The following is a 26597-nucleotide window of genomic DNA, read 5'->3' as shown; positions in this document are numbered from 1 at the left end:
TACTCAACTTACTATAATTAAAAATGAATGTAAAAATACATTATTTTACATTCATTTTAAACACAAAAGTAGTTTAGTCTCAATAGGCGTAAACTGAGCGTATTTTAAATCAATCATTTTCAAAACTTTATTTTATCTTGTTTTAATACTTTATTTATTTGTTTTAAATTAAATTTGAAAATATTAAAATAATTATTGAAAATACTTTTTTATTCTGAAAATGGCATTAGATTTGTTAAAAGCAAAAAATTATTAAAACCATAGTTTAATTATATGAAACAAGAGTTTGATGAGTTCATGAAATTAGTGGAAATGAGAAATCCTAATGAACCGGAATTTTTACAGGCTGTACGCGAGTTTGCTGAAACCGTGATGCCTTTTATTTCAGAACATGACAGATATAACAGAAAAAATTTGTTATTACGAATGACAGAACCTGAACGTTCTATTATTTTCAGAGTTCCTTGGGTTAATGATAAAGGAGATGTACAGGTAAACCGCGGATTCAGAGTTCAGATGAATTCTGCAATCGGCCCCTACAAAGGAGGATTGAGATTTCACCCATCTGTAAATTTAAGCACTATGAAATTCCTTGCTTTTGAGCAGGTTTTTAAAAACTCTTTAACCACGCTACCAATGGGAGGTGGTAAAGGTGGGGCTGATTTTGATCCAAAAGGTAAATCTGATGCTGAAATTATGCGTTTTTGTCAATCGTTTATGACTGAACTGTCTAAACACATTGGTGCAGAAACTGATGTACCCGCAGGTGATATAGGTGTAGGTGCTAGAGAAATAGGATATTTATTTGGTCAATATAAAAGATTACAAAATGAGTTTACGGGCGTATTAACCGGAAAAGGTCTATCTTATGGTGGTTCGTTAATCAGACCTGAGGCTACAGGTTATGGAGTAGTCTATTTTTGTGAAAAAATGCTGGAAACTATAGGGGAAAAAATTGAGGGTAAAACTTTTGCGGTTTCTGGTTTTGGAAATGTTGCCTGGGGAGTTATTAAAAAAGTAAATCAATTAGGTGGAAAGGTTGTAACAATTTCCGGTCCTGACGGATATGTTTATGACTCAGAGGGTATCTCTGATGAAAAAACTGAATATTTACTTGAAATGAGGATGAGCGGTAACGATCAGGTTCAGGATTACATTGAAAAATACCCTTCTGCCGTATTTTATGAAGGAAAAAGACCTTGGGAACAAAAGGTCGATATTGCCATACCTGCCGCAACTCAAAATGAATTAGACATTCATGATGCCCATGAATTAATTAAAAACGGAGTTCTCTGCATAACCGAAGCAGCTAACATGCCATGTACTTTAGATGCTGTTCACGAGTTTATTAATAATAAAATATTATACTCGCCGGGTAAAGCATCCAATGCTGGAGGAGTTGCTACATCAGGGTTGGAAATGAGTCAAAATTCAATGAGAATGCACTGGAGTAGTGAAGAGGTTGATTTACGTTTAAAAGAAATCATGATAGGAATACATGATAACTGTAAAAAATATGGTACTGAAGCAGATGGATCTATTAACTATGTTAAAGGTGCAAATATTGCCGGTTTTGTAAAAGTTGCAGATGCCATGCTAGCACAAGGAGTAGTTTAGGCTGTAAACCCAATAAAAAATACTATGAGTGGATTTGCATATGTAAATCCACTTTTTTAATAGATCAATTTCACAAAATCACTCAATGCTACTTCTCCAAAGTATAGTGTAAGATCGACCTCATGTAAAGCCTGATAAACCGATTCCTGTGTATATCTCACTCCAATAAGTTTATTTTCTATATCCTGAACGTCTTTTATCCCAAAAAAATCTCCATAGATTTTAATCTGTGTTATTATTCCTTCTTCAACATTTAAACGTAGATCAATTGATCCTACAGAAAATCTCTTACGATTCTCTATATAAAATTTTGGAGAACGTCCGTAATTCCATTCCCAATTTGAATATCTTTCATCTGAGATCTGATTAATTTTATTCCAATCGTTTTCACCTAAAGGGTAGGATTTAATTTCATCCAAATGATTTACATTAAATATTTGTAAAAGTAAATTTTCACGAAATTCATTTATAGAGATACTCTCATTCATAAACTCTGATATATTGGCAACCCTGCTTCGTATAGATTTAATACCTTTAGATTCTATTTTATCTTTCCTAACATTTAATGAGTTAACAACCTCATCTATATTGCTTTTGAACAACAAGGTTCCGTGAGTTATTATTTTTCCTTTTGAAGCAAATTGTGCGTTTCTACTTATTTTCCTTTCACCAACTACCACATCATTTCGCCCTTTCAACTCTGCATCAACACCCATATTTTTCAGCGCTTTAATCACCGGTTTTAAAAATTTCCGGTAATTTGAAAAACTGTTTCCATCATCTTGAGTAATAAAACTAAAATTTAAGTTTCCTAGATCATGATAAACGGCTCCTCCTCCGGATAATCTTCTTACTACTTTTATATTATTTTCTTCGACATATTGAGTATTGATTTCCTCTATAGTATTCTGGTGCTTACCAATAATTATGGATGGTTGATTTATATAAAATAATAAATAAGGTTCAATTTCAACAGGCAAATAAGATATTATATACTCTTCAATTGCCAAATTTATTTGAGGATCAGTATTCCCTTTATTGTCAATAAATTTCATTGTTTTCTTTTCTGTTATTTTGAATCAAACAGATTAGCAAAATTACAAAACTCAACACACTTATGTAAGGGCTTAATTTTTGAATCAATGTTCCTGAATATTGAATCTTAACCCTACCCTGCCCTTTAATTTGCGGAATTTCCAATAATCCATTTTTACTTTCAGAAACTTTCAAATTTACTCCGTTCAAATCGGCATGATATCCTTTATAATAAAATAAAGGTAACTCCAAAGCATCCGTTTTATTTAGAGTGTTGATTTCAAATTGCGTTATTCCTTTATTGATATTATATTCTGATATTTGAGTTGAAGCATGGAGGTTCTTAACCTTTTTTTCTCTTTGCTCAGGATACTTTATCGAAGGAACTTTAGAAGAAATATATTCGAGAGCTCCCTGTCCATAAACATTATCTGAGTTTCTTTCTATGGTTAAAGGATTATATTCTTCAAATTTATTTCTGGCGGTATTTCCTTCATTATAAAGAACAAAAACAATTGTTATAAAATAAAAACTAAAAACTAGACATCTGGAAGTAAAAGTTTTGAAAAGTATATATGAATAATATGCTCCTGCTATCGAAAAAAAATAACAGGCAAACTCGTAAAGTCTCCAAGGAAATCTTATAATTTCTAATTTACTGAAAGGAAAAATATCCCATGGGAAAAACTTTGCTGATGCGAGAATATAAAGTAATCCTATACACACTCCCAAATCTACACCTTTAATTTTTATATATTTGCTTTTAATAAATAATCGTAGCACAAGAGCCATACCCATGGTTAAACCCATAGATACTAAAAAAATATTTTTATCCTGATTAGGATATATATTTCCAGCTGTCATCCCCCATAAAATCATGATAGGATCCACCGTAAATGTTTTAAGGTAAAATAATGGATGTGTATTATAATAAAATAAATTTGAATTTAGCTGCTCGATTAAAGGAAATAAAAAATACGCTGATAAAACTATAGTAAGTATTACTGAATAAAATAAATATTTTATTCTGATGGTTTCTTTCAATAAACTTCTGAGATAAAAAATCAACAACAGGAAAAGTGTGATTGCCGTTAAAAAAACAGACAGAACATGTGAGAAAATAATTAACGTCATTCCAATTGAAAGTATGTACCATCTTTTATAATTTCCTTTAATTATTTCATAAAAACCTAAAAATGCAATGGGTAAAAAGGTAAACGATAATGATTCTCCCAAAGCCGATCTTTCAAATAAATCCTGAATACGATAAAATGAAAAGGTATATATTAATGAACTGGTGGCAGCAATGTAAAAGCTTTTAAACATTCGCTTCATAGAAATATACATGAGTATACCACACAATATACTCATAATAAAAAGTAATGATTTATAGGCAAAAATAAGATTTGTAATTTTAGCTAAAAAAGCAAATGGAACTAACAAAATATCAGGATAAAACCACTTAGATGGATATCCATAACCATTTACTGATTCATAGTCTATATAAACAGGAAATCTACCGTCAGATAATGCTTCTTCAAGAGCTTTTAGTCTCATTACATGAAAATCAATATCATGACCTAAAAACAGATATGAACCCGGTTGAAACGAATAAATCATAAATGCACTTAAAAAAACTAATGTGGAGAAGAAAACAAAAAAATGAACTTTTTTATTTTTTTTAAATAATAAAATATATTTATCAATTAAATTCATAGTTATAATAAATAGTAGTTTATCAGAAAATGAACTCTAAAAACAGTCTCCAAAGATACAATTTAAACTCCAAATTAAAACATTAAGCTTAAAAGGGGCAACCTATTTGATTATAAAAGATAATTTTAGATATAATTTTATTTTTATAACGATACTGATTTAGTTAAAAATTTTAACTTTGCTCATTAAAATATTTATATGCTATGAATTCTTTTATTGAAGAGTTAACCTGGAGAGGATTAATTCACAACATAATTCCAGGAACGGAAGAACAATTAAATAAAGAAATGACGTCAGGATATATTGGATTCGACCCTACGGCAGATTCTCTTCATGTAGGAAGCCTGGTTCCTATTTTACTTTTGGTTCATTTACAAAAACACGGTCATAAACCCGTGGCTTTAATAGGAGGAGCTACAGGAATGATCGGTGATCCTTCCGGCAAAAGCAATGAAAGAAATCTACTAGATGATGATACTTTAAATAATTATCTTGCCGGTATTAAATCGCAACTATCCCGTTTTTTAGATTTTGATAGTGACAAACCAAATTCAGCTGTTTTAGTAAATAATTACGACTGGATGAAGAATGTATCTTTTCTTGAGTTTGCCCGTGATATTGGAAAACATATTACTGTAAATTATATGATGGCCAAAGATTCTGTTAAAAAAAGATTTAATGGAGAATTTCAAGAGGGAATGTCATTTACAGAATTTACTTACCAATTACTTCAGGGATACGACTTTTACTATCTTTTTAAAGAGAATAATGTAAAATTGCAAATGGGTGGCTCTGATCAATGGGGAAACCTGACTACAGGAACTGAACTGATACGTAAAAAGATTGGAAAGGAGGCTTATGCTTTAACCTGTCCCTTGACTACTAAAGCAGATGGATCTAAATTCGGTAAAAGTGAAGGAGGTGAAAATATCTGGTTAGATGCCAATAGAACGTCTCCATTTAAATTTTACCAGTTCTGGCTTAACGTTGCGGATACTGAAGCCGAGAAATATATAAAAATTTACACTTTTCTTTCAAAGAATGAAATTGATTCGCTGATTCAAATTCATAGCGAAAATCCGGCGGCAAGAATACTTCAAAAAAAGCTGGCTCAGGAAATTACCCAATGGGTTCACGGAGAAGAAGAAACAAATAAAGCGATTAAAGCATCAGGAATTTTATTTGGGAAATCAACACAAGAAGATTTTTTGTCTCTTGATGAAAATACATTTTTAACCCTTTTTGAAGGAGTTCCTCAAAAAGAAATTTCTTTAGATGCAATTCGTAATGGAATTCCTGTAATAGATGTTTTATCTGAACTTAGTGGTTTTTTATCTTCGAGAGGTGAGGCGCGAAGAGCTTTAAAAGAAAACTCAATATCAATTAATCAACAAAAAATCAAAGAAGATCTTATTGTAAATTCCGACTTTTTAATACAACAAAAATATATTTTACTACAAAGAGGTAAAAAATCATACTTTATATTAAAAGGAATTTAAAAAAGGTTATTATTTTTGAACAACAAAAAATTAAATATATTTAAAAAATATCCTATAAAACAAGATGAAAGGGTTAATTAAGTTTTATCATCCTGATGAAACACTTGAATATCATATCAGGAAATGTTTTTGTAAAGTGGTTTTCCTGAACAAAAAAAATACTTTAGTAATTGAAATTGAATCAGACGATGATCTGGATCATGTTGAAGAAGATTCATATCAAAATGAATATCCTCAAGTTTCTTTTACTGTTGAAGATTTTGAAATATCGGAAAAAACTATAGGCCAATTGATTGGTAAAAATTTCCAGATACCTTCTTTTGAGGAAAAAGAAAACGAAAATGGAGATGTTGAAGAGCTGTTTTATACTAACCTCAATATTAATGATGAGGATAATTTGGAAACAGACGAAAACGATTTAAAATTTGGAAAAGATGAACAAGGAAATTTAAAACTTATCTGGAAAGGCTATTGTGAAGATTTTATCACCCAGGAAGATCCAATGAAGTTTAAAATTTCATGTTCTTTTACTCAGGATAAATTAGATATTGAGGATTAAAAACTACATTTGTTAATTTCTATATCTGAAGTTCTTTACTGTGTAAACTCAGGCTGAAAGATATGTATAATATTAGCGTTAAAGGTTTATTAAGTCTTTAAATAAAATTTATGAGTTATAATACCACTCACTCTGAAAAATACATTATGCATATGCATAATTTGTATTCAATTAAATTACATTGATACATCATGATTCTTTCATGAATCAATAATTATAAAAAAGAAGGATATTTAAATTAAATATCCTTCTTTTTTATGTTGTAATTATCTTTTAATACTTATTCAAAATACTTGAAATGGGGATTGGTTGCCAGTTTTAGCATAAATTTATCTCCATTTGTATCTCCAAATGCATATACTTCCTTAAATTGAGATAATTGAATCTCTCCAATAATACGAGCAACTTTTTGTTTATAATTACAATTGGGAGTTGCAAAATTTCCTGTAAAAACATCGTTTACAAATTCTGCCTGAGTAGATATTAATCTTACTCCTAAATATTTTGCAAATGGCTTAACCCATATGTCCAGAGAAGCGGTTACAATATATTTATTTTCTTCATGAGCTAAATCTTTAACATAACTGAGTGCTCTTTTTCTAAATATTGAATCTTTCCTATATTCAAAATAGTTATTGGATAAAATCTCTATCTCATCCTTGGTTTTCCCTTTTAAAAAATGAGCAATAAATTTTTGTTTTGCTTTCTCCGCTTTTAAAATTTTAAATTTAGTTAATAGAAAAATCGGCACAAATTGTATAAAAGCCGTTGTGTAATTCTTAGGGAAACTAAATTGTAAAAAGTCAAACATGGTATCTTTATTAGTAAGAGTACCATCAAAATCAAAAAGATAAAGTCTTTTCATCTACCTATAAAATTACATTTTCATTTTTTTGAAAATAAACTCTGGAATGTTAGTTACTATAGACATTATTACCCACCATATTCCTGTAACATAGATTTTATTTTTTTTCTTTTTATATGCTTTATAAATGATTGAAGCTGCCTGAGAAGGATTGGCTGTTAATGGTTTAGGCAAAGGAAGTCCTGCAGTCATTTTAGTATCCATAAAACCCGGAAGTACCGTCATAACGTGAACATTTTTATGAAAGAGATAATTTCTTAATCCATCTAAATAAACCATAAATCCGGCTTTTGCGCTTCCATATATAAAGTTACTTTGCCTTCCTCTTAATCCGGCAACAGAAGATAGTCCTATAATAGTTCCTTTTTTAGCCTCTTCGAATTTTTGAGCCCAAAAGTTAATAAGCGGAACTAGTTTAGAGTAATTGATTTCAATTATTCTTTCTGTATTTTTTTCATCATATAATCCATCCTCAGTATTTTTACCTAAAAATCCGGTAGCGCAAAACACTAATTGAGATTCAATGTTTTGAAATAATGAATAGTCGATTTCTTTGGTAATATCCAAATGAATTACTTTAGACTCTTGCTTGTACTTTACCTGTATATGTCTGGCAAATCTTTCTGTTTCTTTTGGATTTGAAGTTATCAAATACACTTCTGGAATAATTTCTTTTGTTTCCGATAACACCTTTTCAACAAAAGCTTGTGAGATGTCTGAAGTAGCTCCTAATATTATCATCTTAATTCTGAATTATATATAATTAAATTTTTATTTCTTATAGTACTATCACTTTTTATTAATACAATATTTGGATTATATGTCCTTACAATTGTTGAATTAATAAAACCTGATTGCATATAGGGATGGATATATTTTATTTTTTTATTTGTAAAAGGTATTCTGTAAATAGAAATATTTTTTTCATTTGGAATATCATCATAAAAATACTTTACACCCTCTTTTTCTTTTACTATTCTGTCTATTTTAAACTTATGTGATAAAAAATTTACCGGATTTTTTAATTGGTTAATTAGTGTAAAAAATACTGAAAAGCAGCCTAAGGCAAACATATAATTTTTTTTTGATGGATACACCTTAAATAGTACTATAAGAATTGAAAAGCATAATAATACGGATGCTGGAGCCAACATCCTCATATTTAGCGGCTCTATGCTTTGCTTATACTCTGAACCAAACATTAATATAAGATAGGTTACTCCAGTAATCAATAGCATTTGATGGAAGGCTGTAATTTTTTTTAAATTTTTACTGTAAAATATAATAATGATTAACAAAAACAATAGATCAATTGTAATGAGTAATATAGAAAGTCCAAAATAATTTTTCAACTTAATGGAAAAAACTGGATTTATTACATTGATTACCCCCAGCAGATTATCATATGTAAACATCTTCCAATCAGCAATATCTGGAACTCCTCTAATTTGCTCTCCAAAAAAACTATTAAAATTATAATAATTAAAACTTAAATAAATTGCTATTCCTACTAATGAAAATAAATAATAGTAAAAATAACTTTGTGATAAAATTTTTAAAAATAAATTATTTCTTATTGTGTGATATATTAAAAAAAAACCAATCCCTATATAAATATATACCCCTGAATACCTGATCATTACCATATATATTGTTAAGAGACTTGCCGGAACTATAAATTTACCTCTTTTTTTATATCCTGAAATATATTCATGAAAGTAGTATATTAAAAAGTATACTATTGAAAGAAAGATAGTCTCTGAAAAAGAATTCATATACAAGGAAAAGTAAAACCTGAAGGATAATAATAAAATAGTTTCTTTAAAATAAAACTTTTTATAATACGAAAACAATCCTATAACTGAAAAACTTAAAACGGAGATAATGCGCGAACTAAAATAAAACTCATGAGTAAAATAGTATCCTAGTTTTAACAATAAAGGATATCCAATAGGAAATAGATTACTTGTTACTTGGGGAAATTCTTTTGCTAATTTAAAATATGCAACTGCATCGCTATTGATTCCTCCATAAGATAAAAAAAACGGGACAAAGCTAATTCCTGCTACTAAGAGAACAAATAAAAAATAATATTTATATTCTCCGTTCTTCATTAAATTATCTATTGCTTTTTATTCTTTGATGCTGAACAGAATCAAACTTTCCTGTTTCAGGCACCTTTACATAATCAATCAAAGATTTTTTAGACATTGAATCTTTAGCCAAATAAATTCGTCCATTATACTGTTCAACAATCTCATCAAGCTGAGATACCAGTGCAGGAAGCTTACTGTTAATTTTAAAATCCAGCGCCAGACTATATCCGTCTATAGGAAAAGAATTATGGGCTTCAGGGCTACCTTTTTTATACAGCTTTAGTACAGCCAAAAAAGAACCTTGACCACTATTTGCTATTGTCTTAAGTATTTCAGTCATCCCTTTTTTACCAACTTCTTTAGGAATGATAAATTGATATTGAATAAAACCGTTTTTCCCATAAATACGGTTCCAGTTGTTTATTGCATCTAAAGGGTAGAAAAAGGTATCATAATCTACCACATTATTAATTATCTTTTGTCGTTGCTTGAAGTAGTAAAGAAAATTAAAGGCCTTAACCGTTAACGTGTTTAAAACGAAAGATGGAAAATTAAACGGAATATTTAATTTTTTCTTTTTCTTCGGGTTTAAAGGATTTCCTTTCCATTTAGTTGGCAAATCTGTTAGATTTGCACTTTCTCCTACCATTAATATTGAACGCCCTATTTTATCGCCTTTCTGTAGACAATCAATCCATGCTACACTGTAGGTCCATTTTTCGAGTTCATCAAAATACTGAAAAATCTGATCTAAGTTATCTGCTTTCAATACTCTTTGCCTTATATAAGCAGTTTGAATTTTTTTTAGTTTAAATCTGGCAGAAATTACTACCCCGGTAAGCCCCATTCCTCCTAGTGTATCCCAAAACAACTGCGAATTTTCTTCTCTTGAACATTTTTTTATCTCTCCTGTTTCTGTAATGATAACAAAGTCTATTAAACAATCCCCAAAACATCCTTCTTTATGATTATTTTTTCCATGTACATCCGAGCCTATTGCTCCTCCGACTGTAATTAATTTAGTTCCGGGTGTTACTTTAAGGAAAAAACCTTCCGGTACAACGGTATCTAAAATTTCAGAAAGAATTACTCCTGATTCACATTCAAAAATTCCGTTCTCACGATCAAACGATATAAATTTATTCAGTTTTATCGTTGAAACAATGTTCTCTTTATTAAGTGAGTTATCTCCGTAAGATCTTCCATTTCCTCTGGCTATAACCGAACCACTTTCTTTTATAATCTTTTGTATTTTTAAAATATCAGATGTTTCATGAAATTGAGTTTCTACTACCGGATATTTCCCCCAGTTTGTAATTTCATGTTTCATAGCCGTTTTTTGCATATTATGGTTATTTTGAGTATTTGAGTATAAACACAACAGCCACCCATAGAACTATAACAATCTGAAGAAAATGATCTTTATATACCACTTTTGTGGGTGATTCTGTTTTATTATAAACAAAAGTTAGTTGCAAATATCTTAATATTCCCAGTATTACGAATATTACAGTATAAACAACGGAATAATGGAAATTCTTTTTAACATCGGGATCCAACGTATACATGATGTAACAAACGACGGAGCATGTTGAAACGACGGTCATGGCTACATCTGTAAATTGGATATTATATCCATCAAGAGCTTTACGAGTTTTTCCGGTTAATTCAGCATTGATGAGTTCTCCCCTCCTTTTACCTATACCCATAATCAAAGCCAGGAAAAATGTAAGCATTATAGCCCATATGGAAACCAGAAGGCCTGTTGCATAACCTCCCACAAAAACCCGTAACAAGAAACCTAAAGCAATAATGGTTATATCAATTAATGCAATATGTTTAAGTTTAAAACTATACGCCAGGTTCATGATAAAATAAACTGAGATTATTATCGCAACTTTTACTGAATCCAAAACGAAACAACATAAAAAAGCTAAAGCAAACAAGGTGATAAATACCAATATTGCCTGTTTTTTATTTATTTTACCGCTCGCTAAAGGCCGGTTCTTTTTTTCAGGATGCTGACGGTCACTTTCAATATCTACATAGTCATTAATAACATATATAGAACTTGCAATAAATGAAAATGCAAAAAAGCCAATGATAGTATTCATTAATAATTGAAAATCCAATAATTTACCGGCAAAAAAAATAGGTAAAAAAACAAAAGAATTTTTAACCCACTGTTGAATTCTAATTAATTTTAAATACTCCACGCTATATAAAAATTTCTTGTTGCAAATATACCTTTTTTTTCCCAATTTTCCCGTAAATCATGCAAATCTATTTAAAAATCCAACGTTAATTGGGTCGGCAACAATCTGAATGATTTACGGTGATGAACAGTTATTCCGCACCTTGAAATAGCTTCGCGATGAGCAATCGTCGGATAGCCTTTATTTTTAGCCCATTGATATTGAGGAAATTCCTGTGCCAGCTTTTCCATCAAATGATCTCTGTAATTTTTTGCTAAAATCGACGCAGCTGCAATATTTAAATAAAGAGAATCTCCTTTTACTGCACAGTAATGAGGAATATTTTTATATGGATTGAACCGATTCCCATCAACTAATAAAAATTCAGGTAAGACAGTTAACGCATTTATCGCCTTATGCATAGCTAAAAAACTAGCATTCAGTATATTAATCTCATCTATTTTTTGAGGAGAAACCTCTGCAATAGCAAAATCAACGGCATTCTCTTTTATCTGAACTTCCAGCTCTTTACGCTTAGAAGCACTTAATTTCTTTGAATCTGTAATTTCATTATGAAAGTATGATTCCGGAAAAACAACAGCAGCAGCTACAACCGGCCCGGCCAGGCAACCCCTCCCCACTTCATCTAGCGCAACTTCAATCTTGTACTCTGAAAATTTATTCTTCATATTTTTCTACGTTCTTTTCATGCAATTGAAAAAACACGTTTTAAGTAATGGCTATAACCTATTGTACTTAGAAAATTTTCCTCATCACTCTCAACTGATGTGTATACCTGTTTAAATCAGAATTAAAAATGCCTGTATAATCCAAGTTATCAACTCGTACTTTGCCATGAGCATGAAGAATTTTTTGATCAGCTAAAATAAACCCGACATGAATAATTCTACCCTCTTCATTTTCAAAAAAAGCCAAATCTCCAGGCTCAGCTTCTTCGATAAAACTAAGCACCTGACCAACTTCAGCTTGTTGATAAGTATCTCTGGGTAATTTATACCCGGCCATTTTATAAACCATTTGTACTAATCCGCTACAATCTATTCCATAAGTACTTTTTCCTCCCCATAAGTAAGGCGTATTGATATATTTAAAAGCTAATTCCAGAATTTGACTTTTATTTTGTTTCCCTTTTATTAATGGTTCATCTACAAGAAACTTGTTATTGGAAGTAAGTTCGAATTCTCCTTCTTCATTGAGAAGGTGGATTTCTGCACCGATAGTTACTGGAAAAGGTTCATTTTTAGAAACCAGTAAGCTAAAAGGTTCAGAAATGAACATAATTTCTTGCTGAAAATTTGCATATTCAAGCTCACTTAAACTTGTAACCTGTTTCGAATCTATCCATCCTTCATATTCATCGAAAATAATTTTTATCTTAATCCATTGTTTCTTTACTTCTAAGACCTCACATATTTCTCCAAACAAAAGTTGCGTAACCATTTCTGAAGCATCTGAAGGTTCTTTTCGGACAGGAGCTACACTAACCTGACAAATAGATTTACTCATAACTGCAAATTTATTTTTTTCTAATGATACTTATGCCATCACGAACTGGTAAAATAACTACCTCCCAGTCTTTGTCTTCGTTAATTTTTTTATTGAAAGCTCTAATTGACTCAGTCTTATTATCATTAGCATCAGATGCAACTTTGCCTTTCCACAAAATATTATCTGCTAAAATAACTCCTCCTGAACTTAATAAGGGCTTTATAAGATCCACATAATCTGAATATCTTTCTTTATCTGCATCCAGAAAAACCAAATTAATAGCCGTCTTAATACCCCTCAATGCATTTAGTGCATCATCCTCAATAAATTTAATTTGATTTACATATTCAGACTGCTTAAAATATTTTTTAGGCAGGTAAGAAGTTTCTTTATTTTTATCAATAGTTATGATTTCACCATCTTTTCGCAATCCTTCGGCTAAGCATAAAGTAGAATATCCGGTAAATGTTCCTACTTCCACAATAAGTTTGGGAGAAATAATTTTTGAAAGGATACTTAATATCCTTCCCTGCAATATTCCGGATATCATATGGGGCTGAGTGGTTTTCTGATAGGTTTCTCTTCTTAATAATCGTAACAAGGCCGGCTCTTCGTCCATATTTTGTTCAATATAACTCTCTAGGTTAGGAGACAAATTCATGTTTAATTAATTCTGATTTTATATTGTTCTTATTTCGATAAACTTTACAAATATAATCATTTAGACACTGATATAAAACTAAACAAATAGTTACATTTAACACAATCAAAATGTTTTAAAACTATTTTATTAACTTTAAATACAATTAATTACCCAGCTTATTTTAATACATTTTATTAGCGATTTGATAATTATAGCACGCAGATAATAAAGTATTGGTAATAAATAATGCATGCCTTATATTTGCAGCTCTTATGGAAATTGAAGTAAAAGAAATTGCTTCTTCAAGCGGTTTAAAAAATTTTGTAAAATTCCCATTATCTTTATATAAAGGGAATAAGTTCTATGTACCTTCATTAATACAGGAAGAACTTGAGTGCTTGGACAAGAATAAAAATCCTGTTTTTGAACATGCCGAAGTGTTCTATTTTTTAGCTTATAAGGATAAAAAAGTTGTTGGAAGAATTGCCGCTATTATAAATAATCAAGAAATTGAAAAGCAAAAAAAATTAAAAATTCGCTTTGGCTGGTTTGATGTAATTGATGACATTGAAGTTACTAAAAAACTTATTCATAAGGTTATTGAGATAGGCAAGAAAAAAAGATTAGAATATATCGAAGGACCTGTTGGTTTTTCCAATTTAGACAAAGCAGGTTTACTGACAGAAGGTTTTGAAAAAAAATCTACTATGATAGCATTGTACAATTACAGCTATTACGAATCTCATCTAAAAGCTTTAGGTTTTACTACCGCTAATGAGTGGGTCGAAAATTATTTAACACTTCCGGAAGAACTGCCCGAAAAAGTCACAAAATTTGCAGATATAATTCAGAAAAGATACGATTTAAAAAGTTTTACATTTAGAAATAAGCAGGAAATGGAACCTTTTATATATCCTATTTTTGACTTGCTTGAGAAAACCTATGGCTCTTTAGATTCTTATGTACCTATTACAAAAAATGAAATAAGCTTTTACAAAAAGAAATATCTGAAAATTCTAATTCCTGAATTTGTCAACTGCGTAACTGATAAAAATGGAAAACTATGTGCCTTTGCCGTTACATCTCCATCTTTTGCAGATGCTTTACAAAAGTCCGGAGGTAAATTATTCCCATGGGGTTGGTATCATTTATATACGGCTGTGAAGAAGACCAATACGGCTGAGTCTTTATTGATCGGAGTTCATCCTAATTATCAGAAAAAAGGGATTACTTCATTGGTTTTCCGTAATATATTTCAAACATATAAAAAATATGGGTTACGATATATGGAAACAAACCCGCAACTTATAGACAATTTAAATGTTCAGCTATTATGGAAAGAATTTAATCCTGTAGTGCATAAAAAACGTAAAACATTTAAAAAATTGATATAACTGAATATCTCGTAATTTTCAAGCCTTTGATTAATTTATTTTATCCCATAAGTATAATATTAATTAAGAAAAATAATAATTTACAATAATTTACGCCTAGCAGCTTCACTTTTTTCAAATTAATAAAAAACCGCTAAAACCCATTATTTATCTGACTTTAAGTTTTTATTAATATTTATTACACTAACCCTTAACATAGAAAGCCTAAGAGTTTATAAAAATTTGGCACGATATTTTCTTACATTATGTCATATTAACATTAAAAAATAGACAACTATGTTTGAAATTTTTAAAGACAAAACAGGAAATTTTAGATTTAGACTAAAAGAAAAAAGCGGACATACAATTCTTTCAAGTGAAAGTTATACCCAAAAAACCAATTGTCAGAAAGGAGTTAGTTCCGTAAAAAGAAATTCTAAAAATGAAGATCGTTTCGAATTGAAACAAGCCTCTAACAAAAAATGGTATTTTAACTTAAAAGCAGGTAACGGTCAGGTAGTAGGAACCAGCGATCATTACGATAGTGAAGCTAGTGTAAAAAACGCAGTTAAAACGGTAGCAGATATTGCACCGGGAGCTGATACTGTTGACCTTTCAAAATAAACGGGAAATATCCTTAGATGTTATGAAAACGATAAAAACCACCTTAACAGGTGGTTTTTATTTTTGTAACCAATAAATTATTTAAATTACTCCTTCATTAAATTTTTAAATTCAGTATCTTTGTTCCTTGTTTTTACAAACTTCGAAAACTGTTTATAATTTATCACAATTAAATTAAAATCAATAACTTGAATACAAAAGTCTCTGAAAAAGATTCCTCCATCAATCAGGATCTGATTTATATTAAAAATGCACATTTACATAACCTTAAAAATATCGACCTTTCCATTCCTAAAAATCAATTAACTGTAGTAACCGGGGTTTCGGGTAGTGGAAAATCCACATTAGCATTTGATACTTTATATGCGGAAGGTCAGCGAAGATATGTTGAAAGTTTAAGTTCTTATGCTCGTCAGTTTTTAGGAAAACTTGAAAAACCCCAGGTTGATGATATTAAAGGCTTAGCTCCTGCTATTGCCATACAGCAAAAAGTAATTTCCGGTAATCCTCGTTCAACAGTAGGCACAACAACTGAAATCTATGATTACTTACGTTTGATGTTTTCGAGGATAGGCAAAACATATTCTCCTATATCAGGCGAAGAAGTTAAAAAAGATGAAGTCTCCGATGTTATCAATTATGTAAATTCTTTATCTGAAGGAGGTAAATACCTGTTATTATCGCCATTAGATTTAATGGATAAAGATTTTAATCAATTACTTCAAACACTTAAAGGGCAAGGCTATGTTCGACTTGAAATTGAGGGAAAGGTAATATCAATAGAAGATTTGGAAAGTTTTGGATATTCTCCGGAGAAAAATACGTTGATCCATTTGGTCATTGAAAGATTTTCCATTGAACATCAAGAAGAATTTCTTCAACGTTTTGCCGATAGTGTGCAAACTGCTTTTTATGAAGGAAAAGGACAATGTATCATAGTAAATACAGAAAGCGGAGAAACTACCCATTTTTCCAATGCATTTGAATTGGATGACATACAATTCTTAGAACCTACAATTCATTTCTTTAGTTTTAATAATCCTTATGGAGCTTGTCCAGTGTGTGAAGGATATGGTAAAATTCTTGGAATTGATCAGGATTTAGTTATTCCTAATAAAAACATCTCAATTTTTGAAGATGCTATAGTTTGCTGGAAGGGTGAAAAAATGAGTGAATGGAAAGACAATTTTATTAAACAAACTTCAAAGCTTAAATTTCCAATTCATAAACCTTATTATGAACTCACAGACGATCAAAAAGATATTCTTTGGAAAGGTGATGGCAGCAAAAATTTCCCTTCTCTGAATAATTTCTTCAAAATGCTGGAAGAAAATACTTATAAAATACAGTATAGGGTCATGTTGTCAAGATACAGAGGCAGAACTATCTGCCCAGAATGCAACGGCAAACGTTTAAGACCCGAAACCAACTATGTCAAAATAGATGGATATTCTATCAATGACTGGATAGATTTACCTTTAAATCAGTTGTACGAAATTATTAAACATTTAAAGCTAACCGAGTTTCAACAGCAAATAGCAAAGCGCCTTCTCCTCGAGATTAACAGCAGAGTAGAGTTTCTACTTGATGTAGGTTTAGGGTACCTTACTTTAAACCGAGCATCCAATACCCTTTCCGGTGGAGAATCGCAAAGAATTAATTTAGCAACTTCTTTGGGAAGCAGCCTGGTTGGATCTATATATATACTGGATGAGCCCAGCATTGGACTTCATGGCCGTGACACGGATCGTTTAATTTCTGTATTGAAAAGACTACGAGATCTGGGAAATACGGTGGTTGTGGTTGAACATGATGAAGATATTATGAAAGCTGCTGATTATCTCGTTGACATAGGCCCTCAAGCGGGCAGTCTTGGTGGAAAAGTAGTTTTTGCAGGAACCTACAGCGAAATGATGAAAACTCATACATTGACTTCTGAATACTTAAATGGTCAAAGAGAAATTAAAGTTCCTAAGATTAGAAGAAAAACAAAAGAATTTATTGAAATAACCGGAGCCCGTGAAAACAACCTTAAAGGGATTGATGTAAAACTCCCCCTACACTGTCTTACTGTTATAACCGGAGTCAGTGGATCAGGAAAAAGCACTTTAATGAAAGGAATAGTAACTCCTGCCCTTCAAAGAAAACTGGGTATCAGTGCAGATAAGCCCGGTAGCTTTTCAGAACTTAAAGGAAATTGGAAAGAAATTGAAAATCTGGAGTTGGTGGATCAAAATCCTATTGGTAAATCTTCCCGTTCCAATCCGGCAACCTATGTAAAAGCTTTTGATGACATACGGGATTTATTTGCAAAGCAAAAGTTAAGTAAACTAAATGATTATAAGCCAAAACATTTTTCATTTAATGTGGAAGGCGGTAGATGTGAAACCTGTCAGGGAGAAGGTCACATTACGGTTGAGATGCAATTTATGGCCGACATTGTGCTGGAATGCGAAACCTGTCATGGCAAACGGTTTAAACAAGAGATACTTGATGTTAATTATGAAGGAAAAAATATAGCTGATATTCTGGAAATGACCATTGACGAAGCTATAGACTTCTTCACAACTCATAAACAGGAAAAGATAACCTCTAAGCTTATTCCTCTTCAGGATGTAGGTTTAGGCTATCTTCAACTGGGACAATCTTCAGGAACACTTTCCGGTGGTGAAGCGCAAAGAATTAAATTGGCATCTTTTTTAGTTAAAGGAAATACTTCAAACCAAACTTTGTTTATTTTCGATGAACCCAGTACTGGTCTTCATTTTGATGATATTGACAAATTATTAAAATCTTTCAATGCTCTTATTGAAAAAGGACATAGCGTAATGGTTATCGAGCATCATCCGGATATAATTAAATGTGCTGATTATCTGGTAGACATAGGCCCTGAGGCCGGAATCAACGGGGGGGAAGTAATTTTTAGCGGAACACCGGAAGATATTGTAAAATGTAAAAAATCTTTTACAGGAAAATATTTAAGAGATAAGATTAAAAGCTAAACCTAAAGAGTTTTCTCGGATTGATATGGGGGATTAGTATTTAAATTTATGATATTTCAACTTAATAAAAATTAATATTTAACTAAGATAATAATTATACAAAAAGCTGTTTCCTTAAGGAAACAGCTTTTTGATTTCAAATAAATTTATAATTAAAATTTTAATTATCAAAACAAGGTGTTCAAGAACTAGGTCAAACATTGAATTTAGCCGATTGACGTACTAAGGTTTATTCTATACAGAGCTTATCTAATCATTGGCTTTGATCTCATCATCTGTAGTTAATACCTATGAAATAAAAGAGAGAGTTATTTTATTATCAGGTAAGCAATTGATATCGATTATTGGCTAATCGTCAATCCTGACAAAATCTCCCGCAGTATTGAAATCCAATTCCAATCCATTAGATAATTTAACTTCATATTTAAATGGATTTTTTTCAATCTTACTGATGATTGTCCCTGGATATTGTTTAGTTACATAATTAACAATTTTTGAAGGAATGAACCCAGTAGGAAGTGCCTGATATTCACCATCAACTTCTTTCCAGTTCCCTTCAGCATCAAATTCAATTTCCATTCCGTTAGCAAAATGCACATCATAATCTACAGATCGGGTTTCTATATCTTTAACTATATACCCAACTGTTTGATTTGAAAAATAAGATTTCAAAAAAGATTGTGCCTTTTGAGGTAATTCATTTGAAGTTATTACTGTTTTTTGTGCAAAAATTACGGCTGTCATGGATAAAGTTAATACTAAACTTAATCCTATTTTTTTAATTGTTTTCATATCGTATAATTAAATATTTGATGCAAAGCTAAATGGAGATTTAGGAAAGATTTGGGAATAACTTTTAAAGTCATCATTAAATTTAAAAAGTCAGATATTGACTATCTGACTTTTTAAAGATAAATTATTAAATTATTTATTTTTTCACTATCTTAAACGACCTGTTTTTAAACTTAATAATATAGGAACCTGGATTCATATGGCTAAAATCAATTACCTTTTTTTCTTCACCTTTTAATAATACAGTCTCCTTTATTAAAGCTCCAGCCCAATCATAAATGAATATCTTTTCCTCATAGTTTAGAGGAGTAGCTAATAATATATTTAATACCTGCCCTACCGGATTAGGACTTAATTGAATTAAAACTTTTTGCTCAGTAGGATCATTAATTCCTAATGTTTTTTCTATCACAAGTTTCGTCTCAGCTGTAGCAGTAAAATGGTTATTGTCTTCCGGAGTGCTTGCTTTAACAATGTATGTTCCCTGATTAATCGGAGGTAATTCCGATAAAGGGTATTCAGTACCTTCAATTCCTTCATATTCAATTTTAATAGGTAAATCTGATACAGTATCCGATCCGCTTACCAACGGAGAATCAATAGAAACAGCCAGGCCGCTGTACGAAGCTTTCTTTTCCGTAAGTAAAATAACCGGTTGTGCTTTTAATACGGTAAAACGTGCAGAACTGCTATTAACCGAATGATAATTCTGATTACCTGCTATATAGGCTATAACAGTATAATTACCTGCCTCTAAAGCTAAGGGATAACTTACATTATCTTTTGTGTAAACGTAAGTCACTGGCAATTGATCTGAATTTGCAAGATTGCTGACCTGTGCATCGTCTGTCTGTAGATGTTTTCCTGTATAAGTTACTGTCTTATCATTTAAACGTAATCTTACATTCCTTTTATTTATAGTTAAAATTCCATAATCCATGTAATGATAGTATTCACAAGAAACTTCACGGTTTCCTCTATATACCTTACCCGTTATTAAATACCTTCCTGCATTTTCTCCCGGCTCTCTTACACCAATAATTTCATCTTCTTCAAGTAAAGATCCTCTTTTTACAAAATACTTATAAAAGTACGGATCTCTGTTTCCATAGGTTTTAAAATAGCTTTCCATCTTAAAGTACAATTGTTCTTCTGAATACATGGATGTTACATACTTATTTTTTTTGATCGTTAAAACATTATTTGCATACTGCGCATCTCCTATGGCAACACCATTGACGATCATATCGGGAGAAGAAAAATACGGAATATTAGGATGCTTGTTTCCATCACTGAAATATCTACCGTTTTCATACGTCATTACTGTAGAATACTTATTCCCGTTAAAATCAACACCTCTCCAGCCGGAAGAATATTTATAAATCCCAGGACCTGGATAAGATAATTGATCGCTGTGATGACTACAGCCCATATTGTGACCTATTTCGTGAACCATAGTATACGCCCAGCTGGACTGTTGTACCCTGCTTAAAGAAAAACCACAATGCTGGGAATCTCCTGCCTCAGTATATAATAATCCGGCAAGTCCGCCCGTAAAGTTAACTTTGGGCATAAAAACAACTAAATCTGCCTGATACAACTTACGCAGTTCATGCACCTCATCCATATACCCATCACCATTGATACGTATCCTACTTAAATCTTCACTGGTATCCGATTCTATATAATTTGTCAAATGTTTATAAACCAGATTGAAGGTTACTCCCGTTTGAGAATTATGCATCACCAGATTGGATTTTAACATAGCCTGATCAATTAAATGATCGATATCCGTAACCATCCAGTACTCACTTGCCCAATCTTGTGCTGCCGGTGTATATACCACCATCACATTAATGGTTACAGGTTCTTCTATTCCGGGAGAAATACAGGAAGAAGCAACAGCATTTGATGAATTGTAGCCTGAATAGTATGTGGATTGTTCTGAATGATCTCCATTAAAATCTATATCATTTTTTTCAATATGTATATCTCCTGCACAAGGGATTTCCAAATTTTTGATTTCAGACATTTTATATTGAAATAAATACGATTGGCCATGTTTCGTGCTTGCCAAATATTGCTCATCAGCTTCTGGAAGTTCAACAGAAAATGATATTCCTTCTAAGGATATGCTCAAAAAGCAATATCCGTATTTACTGTTCAAAACTTTTGCTGTTATCCCCTTAACCTCCTTATTTTTATCCTGTGATATTTTATCTATAACTGCTTTATATTTTTTATCCTCAAACAGGTTTAATAATAACGTATCTCCTACATTTTCCGGCTTTAATTTATTTAACTGAGTATTGTAGTTTAACTTTCTGACCCTTATATCTTTACCTGTCAGTAAATCATTTTTTAAAATAGCTGCTGGAATCACTTCCAACCTTTTCAGGTTTTTATCTGTACTATTAATTGTAATGGCTTGTTGTCCTTTTAGTAGTAAACCGAATAGAACTGCAAATACTAGGTATAAGTTCTTCATAATTGCTTTTTAATGTGTGTTATAAAGGTACATATATCTAACTTTAAATAAAAATAAAATTTTAATAAATTTTATTTTTATTTAACAAATTAGCATCTATTATGAAAAAGTATCAACTATTCAGCAGCATTTAAATGTAATATATAATTATTCACTTTTCATATTTGATTACAATTTAGAGCCTTAATTATACATTAAACTAAAGCGAGAAACCTCTGGTATACCAGAGGTTTCTCGCTTTTAACATAAAATACTTACTATGTTTTACTTTTTGGCTTCGTTCATTTTAATAAGATTTAAAGCGGAACCGGCCTTGAACCATTCAATCTGACCTTCGTTATATGTATGGTTAGTAATAATAATATCTTTACTTCCGTCTGCATGAACTATTTCAATACTAATCGATTTACCCGGAGCAAATTGATCCAAATCTAAAAAGTTAAAAATATCATCTTCCTGAATTTTATCATAATCATCCGGCTGTGCAAAGGTTAATGCCAGCATTCCTTGCTTTTTGAGGTTTGTTTCGTGAATTCTGGCAAAGGATTTAACTAAAACCGCTCGAACTCCCAAATGTCTGGGCTGCATAGCTGCATGCTCCCTGGAGGAACCTTCACCATAGTTATAATCGCCTACAACCAGAGTAGGAACTCCGTCAGCCTTATATTTTCTCGCTGAATCCGGAACCGCCATATACTCTCCGGTATCTTCATTTTTAACCTTATTGGTTTCCATATTAAATGCATTCACTGCACCTATCAAGGTATTATTGGAAATATTATCCAGATGTCCGCGGTATTTCAACCAAGGACCTGCCATGGAGATATGGTCGGTAGTACATTTCCCATAGGCTTTAATAAGTAACCGTATCCCTGTAATATTTTTACCATCCCAGGCAGGAAAGCTTTCCAAAAGCTGTATGCGATCAGAATCTGGAGAAACTTCTACCTGTATTGAAGAACCATCTGCTGCAGGAGCCTGATATCCCGGATCATCTACGTCAAAACCTCTGGGAGGAAGTTCAAACCCATTAGGCTCTTCCAGCAATATTTCTTCTCCCTGCTCATTTTTCAAGGTATCTTTGCGTGGATCAAAAGTTAAATCTCCGGCAATAGCCAAAGCAGTTACTAATTCCGGTGAACCTACAAAAGCGTACGTATTGGGGTTACCGTCTGATCTTTTAGCAAAATTACGGTTAAAGGAGTGTACGATCGTATTTTTCTCCTGCTTTTCAGCTCCTTCCCTCGCCCATTGTCCGATACACGGACCGCAGGCATTGGCAAAAACTTTTCCTCCGATTTTATCAAATATATCCAGGTAACCATCTCGTTCCACGGTATATCTTACCAGCTCAGATCCTGGAGTAATCGTATATTCCGCTTTGGGCTTTATTCCTTTTTCTGCTGCCTGTTTAGCTATGGAAGCAGCACGTGAGATATCTTCATACGATGAATTCGTACAAGATCCTATCAAACCTACTTCTATCTGCAACGGCCAGCCGTTTTTCTCAGCCACTTCTTTCATTTGGGATATCGGCGTAGCTATATCCGGTGAAAAAGGACCGTTTAGGTGAGGTTCCAAATTGTTTAAATCTATTTCGATTAATTGATCAAAATATTGCGCCGGATTTTCGTACACTTCTTTGTCCGCACGAAGTTCATCTTTTAACAAATCCGCTTCGTCTGCAATTTCTGCCCGGCTGGTACTTCTCAGGTATCTGCTCATACTTTCATCGTAAGCAAAAATGGAAGTGGTAGCTCCTACCTCGGCTCCCATATTACATATCGTACCCTTACCTGTACAGGAAAGCGATTCCGCTCCTTCACCGAAATATTCAACAATACAGCCCGTTCCTCCTTTTACAGTTAATAAACCGGAAACTTCCAATATAATATCTTTAGGAGAAGTCCAACCGCTTAGTTTACCAATAAGCTTAACACCGATAAGTTTAGGAAATTTCAACTCCCAGGCCATGCCTGCCATAACATCCACGGCATCTGCTCCACCTACACCAATAGCTACCATTCCTAACCCTCCGGCATTTACCGTATGAGAGTCCGTCCCAATCATCATCCCCCCTGGAAATGCATAATTTTCAAGGATAACCTGATGTATAATTCCTGCTCCGGGTTTCCAGAATCCAATACCATATTTATTAGATACTGAGGATAAGAAATTATAAACTTCATTATTTTTATTTAGTGCTTCCTGCAAATCTTTGTCAGCACCTACCCTGGCCTGTATAAGATGATCGGCATGCACCGTAGAAGGAACCGCTGCGTTTTTTTTACCTGCCTGCATAAACTGAAGCAGTGCCATCTGCGCTGTAGCATCCTGCATCGCTACGCGATCCGGAGTAAAATCCACATAGGACTCTCCTCGGACAAAAGCTTCGGTAGGATCTCCGGCAAATAAATGAGAATATAATATTTTTTCAGAATAAGTCAAAGGTTTTCCTGCTACTTTTCGAGCTTTTTCAACTCTTGACACATAACGGCCGTATACCGCTTTAATCATATTTAAATCAAAAATCATAGCTATATTTTATTGGTTTTATATTATACTTGCTTTTTTCACAACTGATTTACTACTAACAACTTACTATTTCAATTCTTCTTTTATACCCTTCGGCATCTCTTAGCTGATTAGGTTTCCTAATATACAATTTAAATTAATATTTTTATGATTTTTGTCACATTTTAAAGAAATTTGTACTGATTCTAAATTATCTCAATTTTCAATTTACGGTTATCGTCAACCTTCATTTTCATTTTGTTTGTTCATTATGATTCATAACTTTTTACACGCCCATAGTAATATTTACATAAATATTTTAAAAAAGATTTATTTAATTGATTAAACAACTAATAAAATTAAAAAATCAATTATATTTCTAGGTAAAAAAACATCATGAAAAACTTAATAAACATAAACACTTTTTTACTATTTTAATTAAACAAAATATCTTATTTAAATTAAACAAAAATTATTAAAAAATTTAATTAATCTCTTTATATAAAATAATATTTTGAATTTACATTTTACAAAAAATTTAATTTAAATTAAACATAATTACTGTTTATTATTAAACAAATTCCAGTCATTTCACATTCATCCAATTACGTTAAGAGCAGCAATACTATACACTAGAATGAACCTGACAATTAATTAAATAAATTAAACGTTTAAATTATTACAACAACAATACAATTCCGTTTTTTATCTCATATTTTATTTTATTTATTCGAATAAACCTTTATCTTTGTTACTTCATTTGCTGAAAACTAACTTTATGAAATATTTATACACTGATCAACTCAGGCATCTGGTGCCTTTATTTTTGATGTTTTATTTTTCTTCACTTCCCCTTTACTCTCAGGATATTTCCTGGCAGAAAAGTATCGGAGGAAAACAGGGGGAATATCTTTTTGATGCGCTACCTACTCCGGATAATGGAAGCATCCTCGCCGGAAGTTCGGTTTCGGTTAAATCCGGAGATTTACAGCATACTACTCAGGGCAGCCTGGATTATTTCCTATGGAAACTTAATGAACAAGGACATCAGGAATGGCAAAAATCGTTGGGAGGAAACCAGGCGGATTATCTGTACAGTATAGGGCTTACTCAGGACGGAGGCTATATTCTGGGAGGAAGTTCTTTTTCGGGAATCTCCGGGGATAAAACGGATTCCTGCAGAGGACTGAATGATTACTGGATTGTAAAGCTGGATGCCAGGGGAGAAATACAATGGCAAAAAACACTGGGTGGGGCCGGTTCCGACCAGCTCCTATCCATAAGACAAACTTCTGATCTGGGCTATATTCTCGGAGGTTCTTCTGATTCCCCTGCTTCTTCGGAAAAGAAGGAGCCATCGAGGGGCTCCATGGATTTCTGGATTATCAAGCTGGATAGTAAGGGAACTATTCTCTGGCAGAAAACACTGGGTGGAGAAAATTACGAATTGTTGAAAAGTATCCGGGAAATTCCCGGGGGATATATAGCTGCGGGATATTCCAACTCTCCTGCCGGTTTCGATAAATCTGAAAATTCCTACGGAGAAAACGACTATTGGCTGGTCCGCCTGGATAACCAGGGAACGGTAGTTTGGGAAAAAAGCTATGGAGGTAAAGGAAATGATGAACTGGCAGATATGATCGTTACCCGGGATGGCGGATTTTTACTGGCCGGAAGCTCTGATTCTCCTCCTGAAGGAACTAAATCTGCGAGCCTGGGGGAAGGTTCTGATATCTGGCTGATTAAAACTGATCCGTCCGGAAATCCGGTTTGGCAGCAGTCGGTAGATATGGGTGCTGTAGATATTCCCTCGAAAATTATGGAAACCGAACCGGGTGATTTTTTGATTGCCTGCAGTTCATTGTCTGTGGATACTAACGGAATTATGCAAAGTGATTATATGACTGTAAAAATTTCTGCTTCCGGAGAAATTTTATGGAAAAAGAATATTGGAGGAGATCGGACGGATTTGTTATCCTGTGCTGCGGAAACCCGTAACGGAAGCCTGCTTTTGGAGGGCACCTCCAATTCTTCCCCCACAGTGAAGTTTATTTTGAGTATATAAAAAAA

Annotated in this window: 20 protein-coding genes; 7 read left to right on the top strand and 13 right to left on the bottom strand. The window is 32.3% G+C overall.

What is annotated here, in order from left to right:
* The first annotated feature begins 273 nt into the window (after positions 1–273).
* Complete coding sequence (gdhA, locus tag EQ921_RS01545) at positions 274–1617, top strand: NADP-specific glutamate dehydrogenase (RefSeq protein ID WP_128330308.1); 1344 nt, start codon at positions 274–276, stop codon at positions 1615–1617.
* A gap of 56 nt (positions 1618–1673) precedes the next feature.
* On the opposite strand, the gene EQ921_RS01540 is transcribed toward gdhA, so the two are convergent.
* Positions 1674–2672, bottom strand: a complete 999-nt coding sequence (locus EQ921_RS01540; protein WP_128330307.1) for a lipoate--protein ligase — start codon at positions 2670–2672, stop codon at positions 1674–1676.
* Entirely contained in the window at positions 2659–4272 is a 1614-nt protein-coding gene (locus EQ921_RS01535) for a hypothetical protein (protein WP_128330306.1), read from the bottom strand. Before EQ921_RS01535 ends, EQ921_RS01540 begins: the two co-directional genes overlap by 14 nt.
* 299 nt (positions 4273–4571) lie before the next feature.
* Here EQ921_RS01535 and tyrS point away from each other — a divergent pair, with 299 nt between their 5' ends.
* Positions 4572–5867, top strand: coding sequence for a tyrosine--tRNA ligase (gene tyrS / locus EQ921_RS01530; protein WP_128150489.1), 1296 nt, complete (start codon positions 4572–4574; stop codon positions 5865–5867).
* Between the two features lie 64 nt (positions 5868–5931).
* Complete coding sequence (locus EQ921_RS01525; RefSeq protein WP_128150488.1) at positions 5932–6426, top strand: hypothetical protein; 495 nt, start codon at positions 5932–5934, stop codon at positions 6424–6426.
* A gap of 280 nt (positions 6427–6706) precedes the next feature.
* On the opposite strand, the gene EQ921_RS01520 is transcribed toward EQ921_RS01525, so the two are convergent.
* The 8 genes from EQ921_RS01520 to EQ921_RS01485 all read right to left on the bottom strand — a co-directional run bounded on the left by EQ921_RS01520 (position 6707) and on the right by EQ921_RS01485 (position 13752).
* Positions 6707–7291: an HAD-IB family hydrolase gene (locus EQ921_RS01520; protein ID WP_128330305.1), complete on the bottom strand. Its 585-nt coding sequence runs from the start codon at positions 7289–7291 to the stop codon at positions 6707–6709.
* Positions 7292–7303: 12 nt separating this feature from the next.
* Positions 7304–8032, bottom strand: coding sequence for an SDR family NAD(P)-dependent oxidoreductase (locus tag EQ921_RS01515; protein ID WP_128330304.1), 729 nt, complete (start codon positions 8030–8032; stop codon positions 7304–7306).
* Positions 8029–9405 (bottom strand): hypothetical protein, encoded by a 1377-nt coding sequence (locus EQ921_RS01510; protein ID WP_128330303.1) that lies wholly within the window; start codon positions 9403–9405, stop codon positions 8029–8031. Before EQ921_RS01510 ends, EQ921_RS01515 begins: the two co-directional genes overlap by 4 nt.
* A gap of 4 nt (positions 9406–9409) precedes the next feature.
* Entirely contained in the window at positions 9410–10717 is a 1308-nt protein-coding gene (locus EQ921_RS01505; protein ID WP_185144500.1) for an FAD-binding oxidoreductase, read from the bottom strand.
* 22 nt (positions 10718–10739) lie between these two features.
* Positions 10740–11603: a decaprenyl-phosphate phosphoribosyltransferase gene (locus tag EQ921_RS01500; protein WP_128150480.1), complete on the bottom strand. Its 864-nt coding sequence runs from the start codon at positions 11601–11603 to the stop codon at positions 10740–10742.
* Between the two features lie 71 nt (positions 11604–11674).
* Complete coding sequence (locus EQ921_RS01495; protein ID WP_128330301.1) at positions 11675–12271, bottom strand: ribonuclease HII; 597 nt, start codon at positions 12269–12271, stop codon at positions 11675–11677.
* 67 nt (positions 12272–12338) lie between these two features.
* A complete protein-coding gene (locus tag EQ921_RS01490; protein ID WP_128330300.1) occupies positions 12339–13109 on the bottom strand; it encodes a C40 family peptidase in 771 nt (256 codons plus the stop codon).
* Between the two features lie 10 nt (positions 13110–13119).
* Positions 13120–13752, bottom strand: a complete 633-nt coding sequence (locus EQ921_RS01485; RefSeq protein ID WP_128150474.1) for an O-methyltransferase — start codon at positions 13750–13752, stop codon at positions 13120–13122.
* Between the two features lie 254 nt (positions 13753–14006).
* Between EQ921_RS01485 and EQ921_RS01480 the strand changes: the two genes are divergently transcribed.
* The 3 genes from EQ921_RS01480 (at position 14007) to uvrA (ending at position 18733) form a co-directional block, all read left to right on the top strand.
* Positions 14007–15128 (top strand): GTP cyclohydrolase, encoded by a 1122-nt coding sequence (locus tag EQ921_RS01480; protein WP_128330299.1) that lies wholly within the window; start codon positions 14007–14009, stop codon positions 15126–15128.
* A gap of 276 nt (positions 15129–15404) precedes the next feature.
* Positions 15405–15731: a YegP family protein gene (locus tag EQ921_RS01475; RefSeq protein WP_128150470.1), complete on the top strand. Its 327-nt coding sequence runs from the start codon at positions 15405–15407 to the stop codon at positions 15729–15731.
* Positions 15732–15919: 188 nt separating this feature from the next.
* The gene (uvrA, locus tag EQ921_RS01470; RefSeq protein ID WP_370449482.1) at positions 15920–18733 is read left to right on the top strand and encodes an excinuclease ABC subunit UvrA; all 2814 of its coding nucleotides are present in this window, start codon (positions 15920–15922) and stop codon (positions 18731–18733) included.
* A 348-nt stretch (positions 18734–19081) separates the two neighbouring features.
* Here uvrA and EQ921_RS01465 read toward each other — a convergent pair whose 3' ends face one another.
* From EQ921_RS01465 to EQ921_RS01455, 3 genes are all read right to left on the bottom strand, one after another.
* Entirely contained in the window at positions 19082–19525 is a 444-nt protein-coding gene (locus tag EQ921_RS01465; RefSeq protein ID WP_128330298.1) for a PepSY-like domain-containing protein, read from the bottom strand.
* 136 nt (positions 19526–19661) lie between these two features.
* A complete protein-coding gene (locus tag EQ921_RS01460) occupies positions 19662–22013 on the bottom strand; it encodes a M12 family metallo-peptidase (RefSeq protein WP_128330297.1) in 2352 nt (783 codons plus the stop codon).
* A 264-nt stretch (positions 22014–22277) separates the two neighbouring features.
* Positions 22278–24548, bottom strand: coding sequence for an aconitate hydratase (locus EQ921_RS01455; protein WP_128150464.1), 2271 nt, complete (start codon positions 24546–24548; stop codon positions 22278–22280).
* Positions 24549–25305: 757 nt separating this feature from the next.
* Here EQ921_RS01455 and EQ921_RS01450 point away from each other — a divergent pair.
* Positions 25306–26592 carry a T9SS C-terminal target domain-containing protein gene (locus EQ921_RS01450; protein ID WP_128330296.1) on the top strand — a complete coding sequence of 429 codons (1287 nt, stop codon included), beginning with the start codon at positions 25306–25308 and terminating at the stop codon, positions 26590–26592.
* Positions 26593–26597: the final 5 nt, after the last annotated feature.

This window comes from Apibacter sp. HY039, assembly GCF_004023655.1.
Lineage (GTDB): Bacteria > Bacteroidota > Bacteroidia > Flavobacteriales > Weeksellaceae > Apibacter > Apibacter raozihei.
Note: the sequence above shows the minus strand (reverse complement) of the source record. Positions and strands in the feature narration are given on the sequence as shown.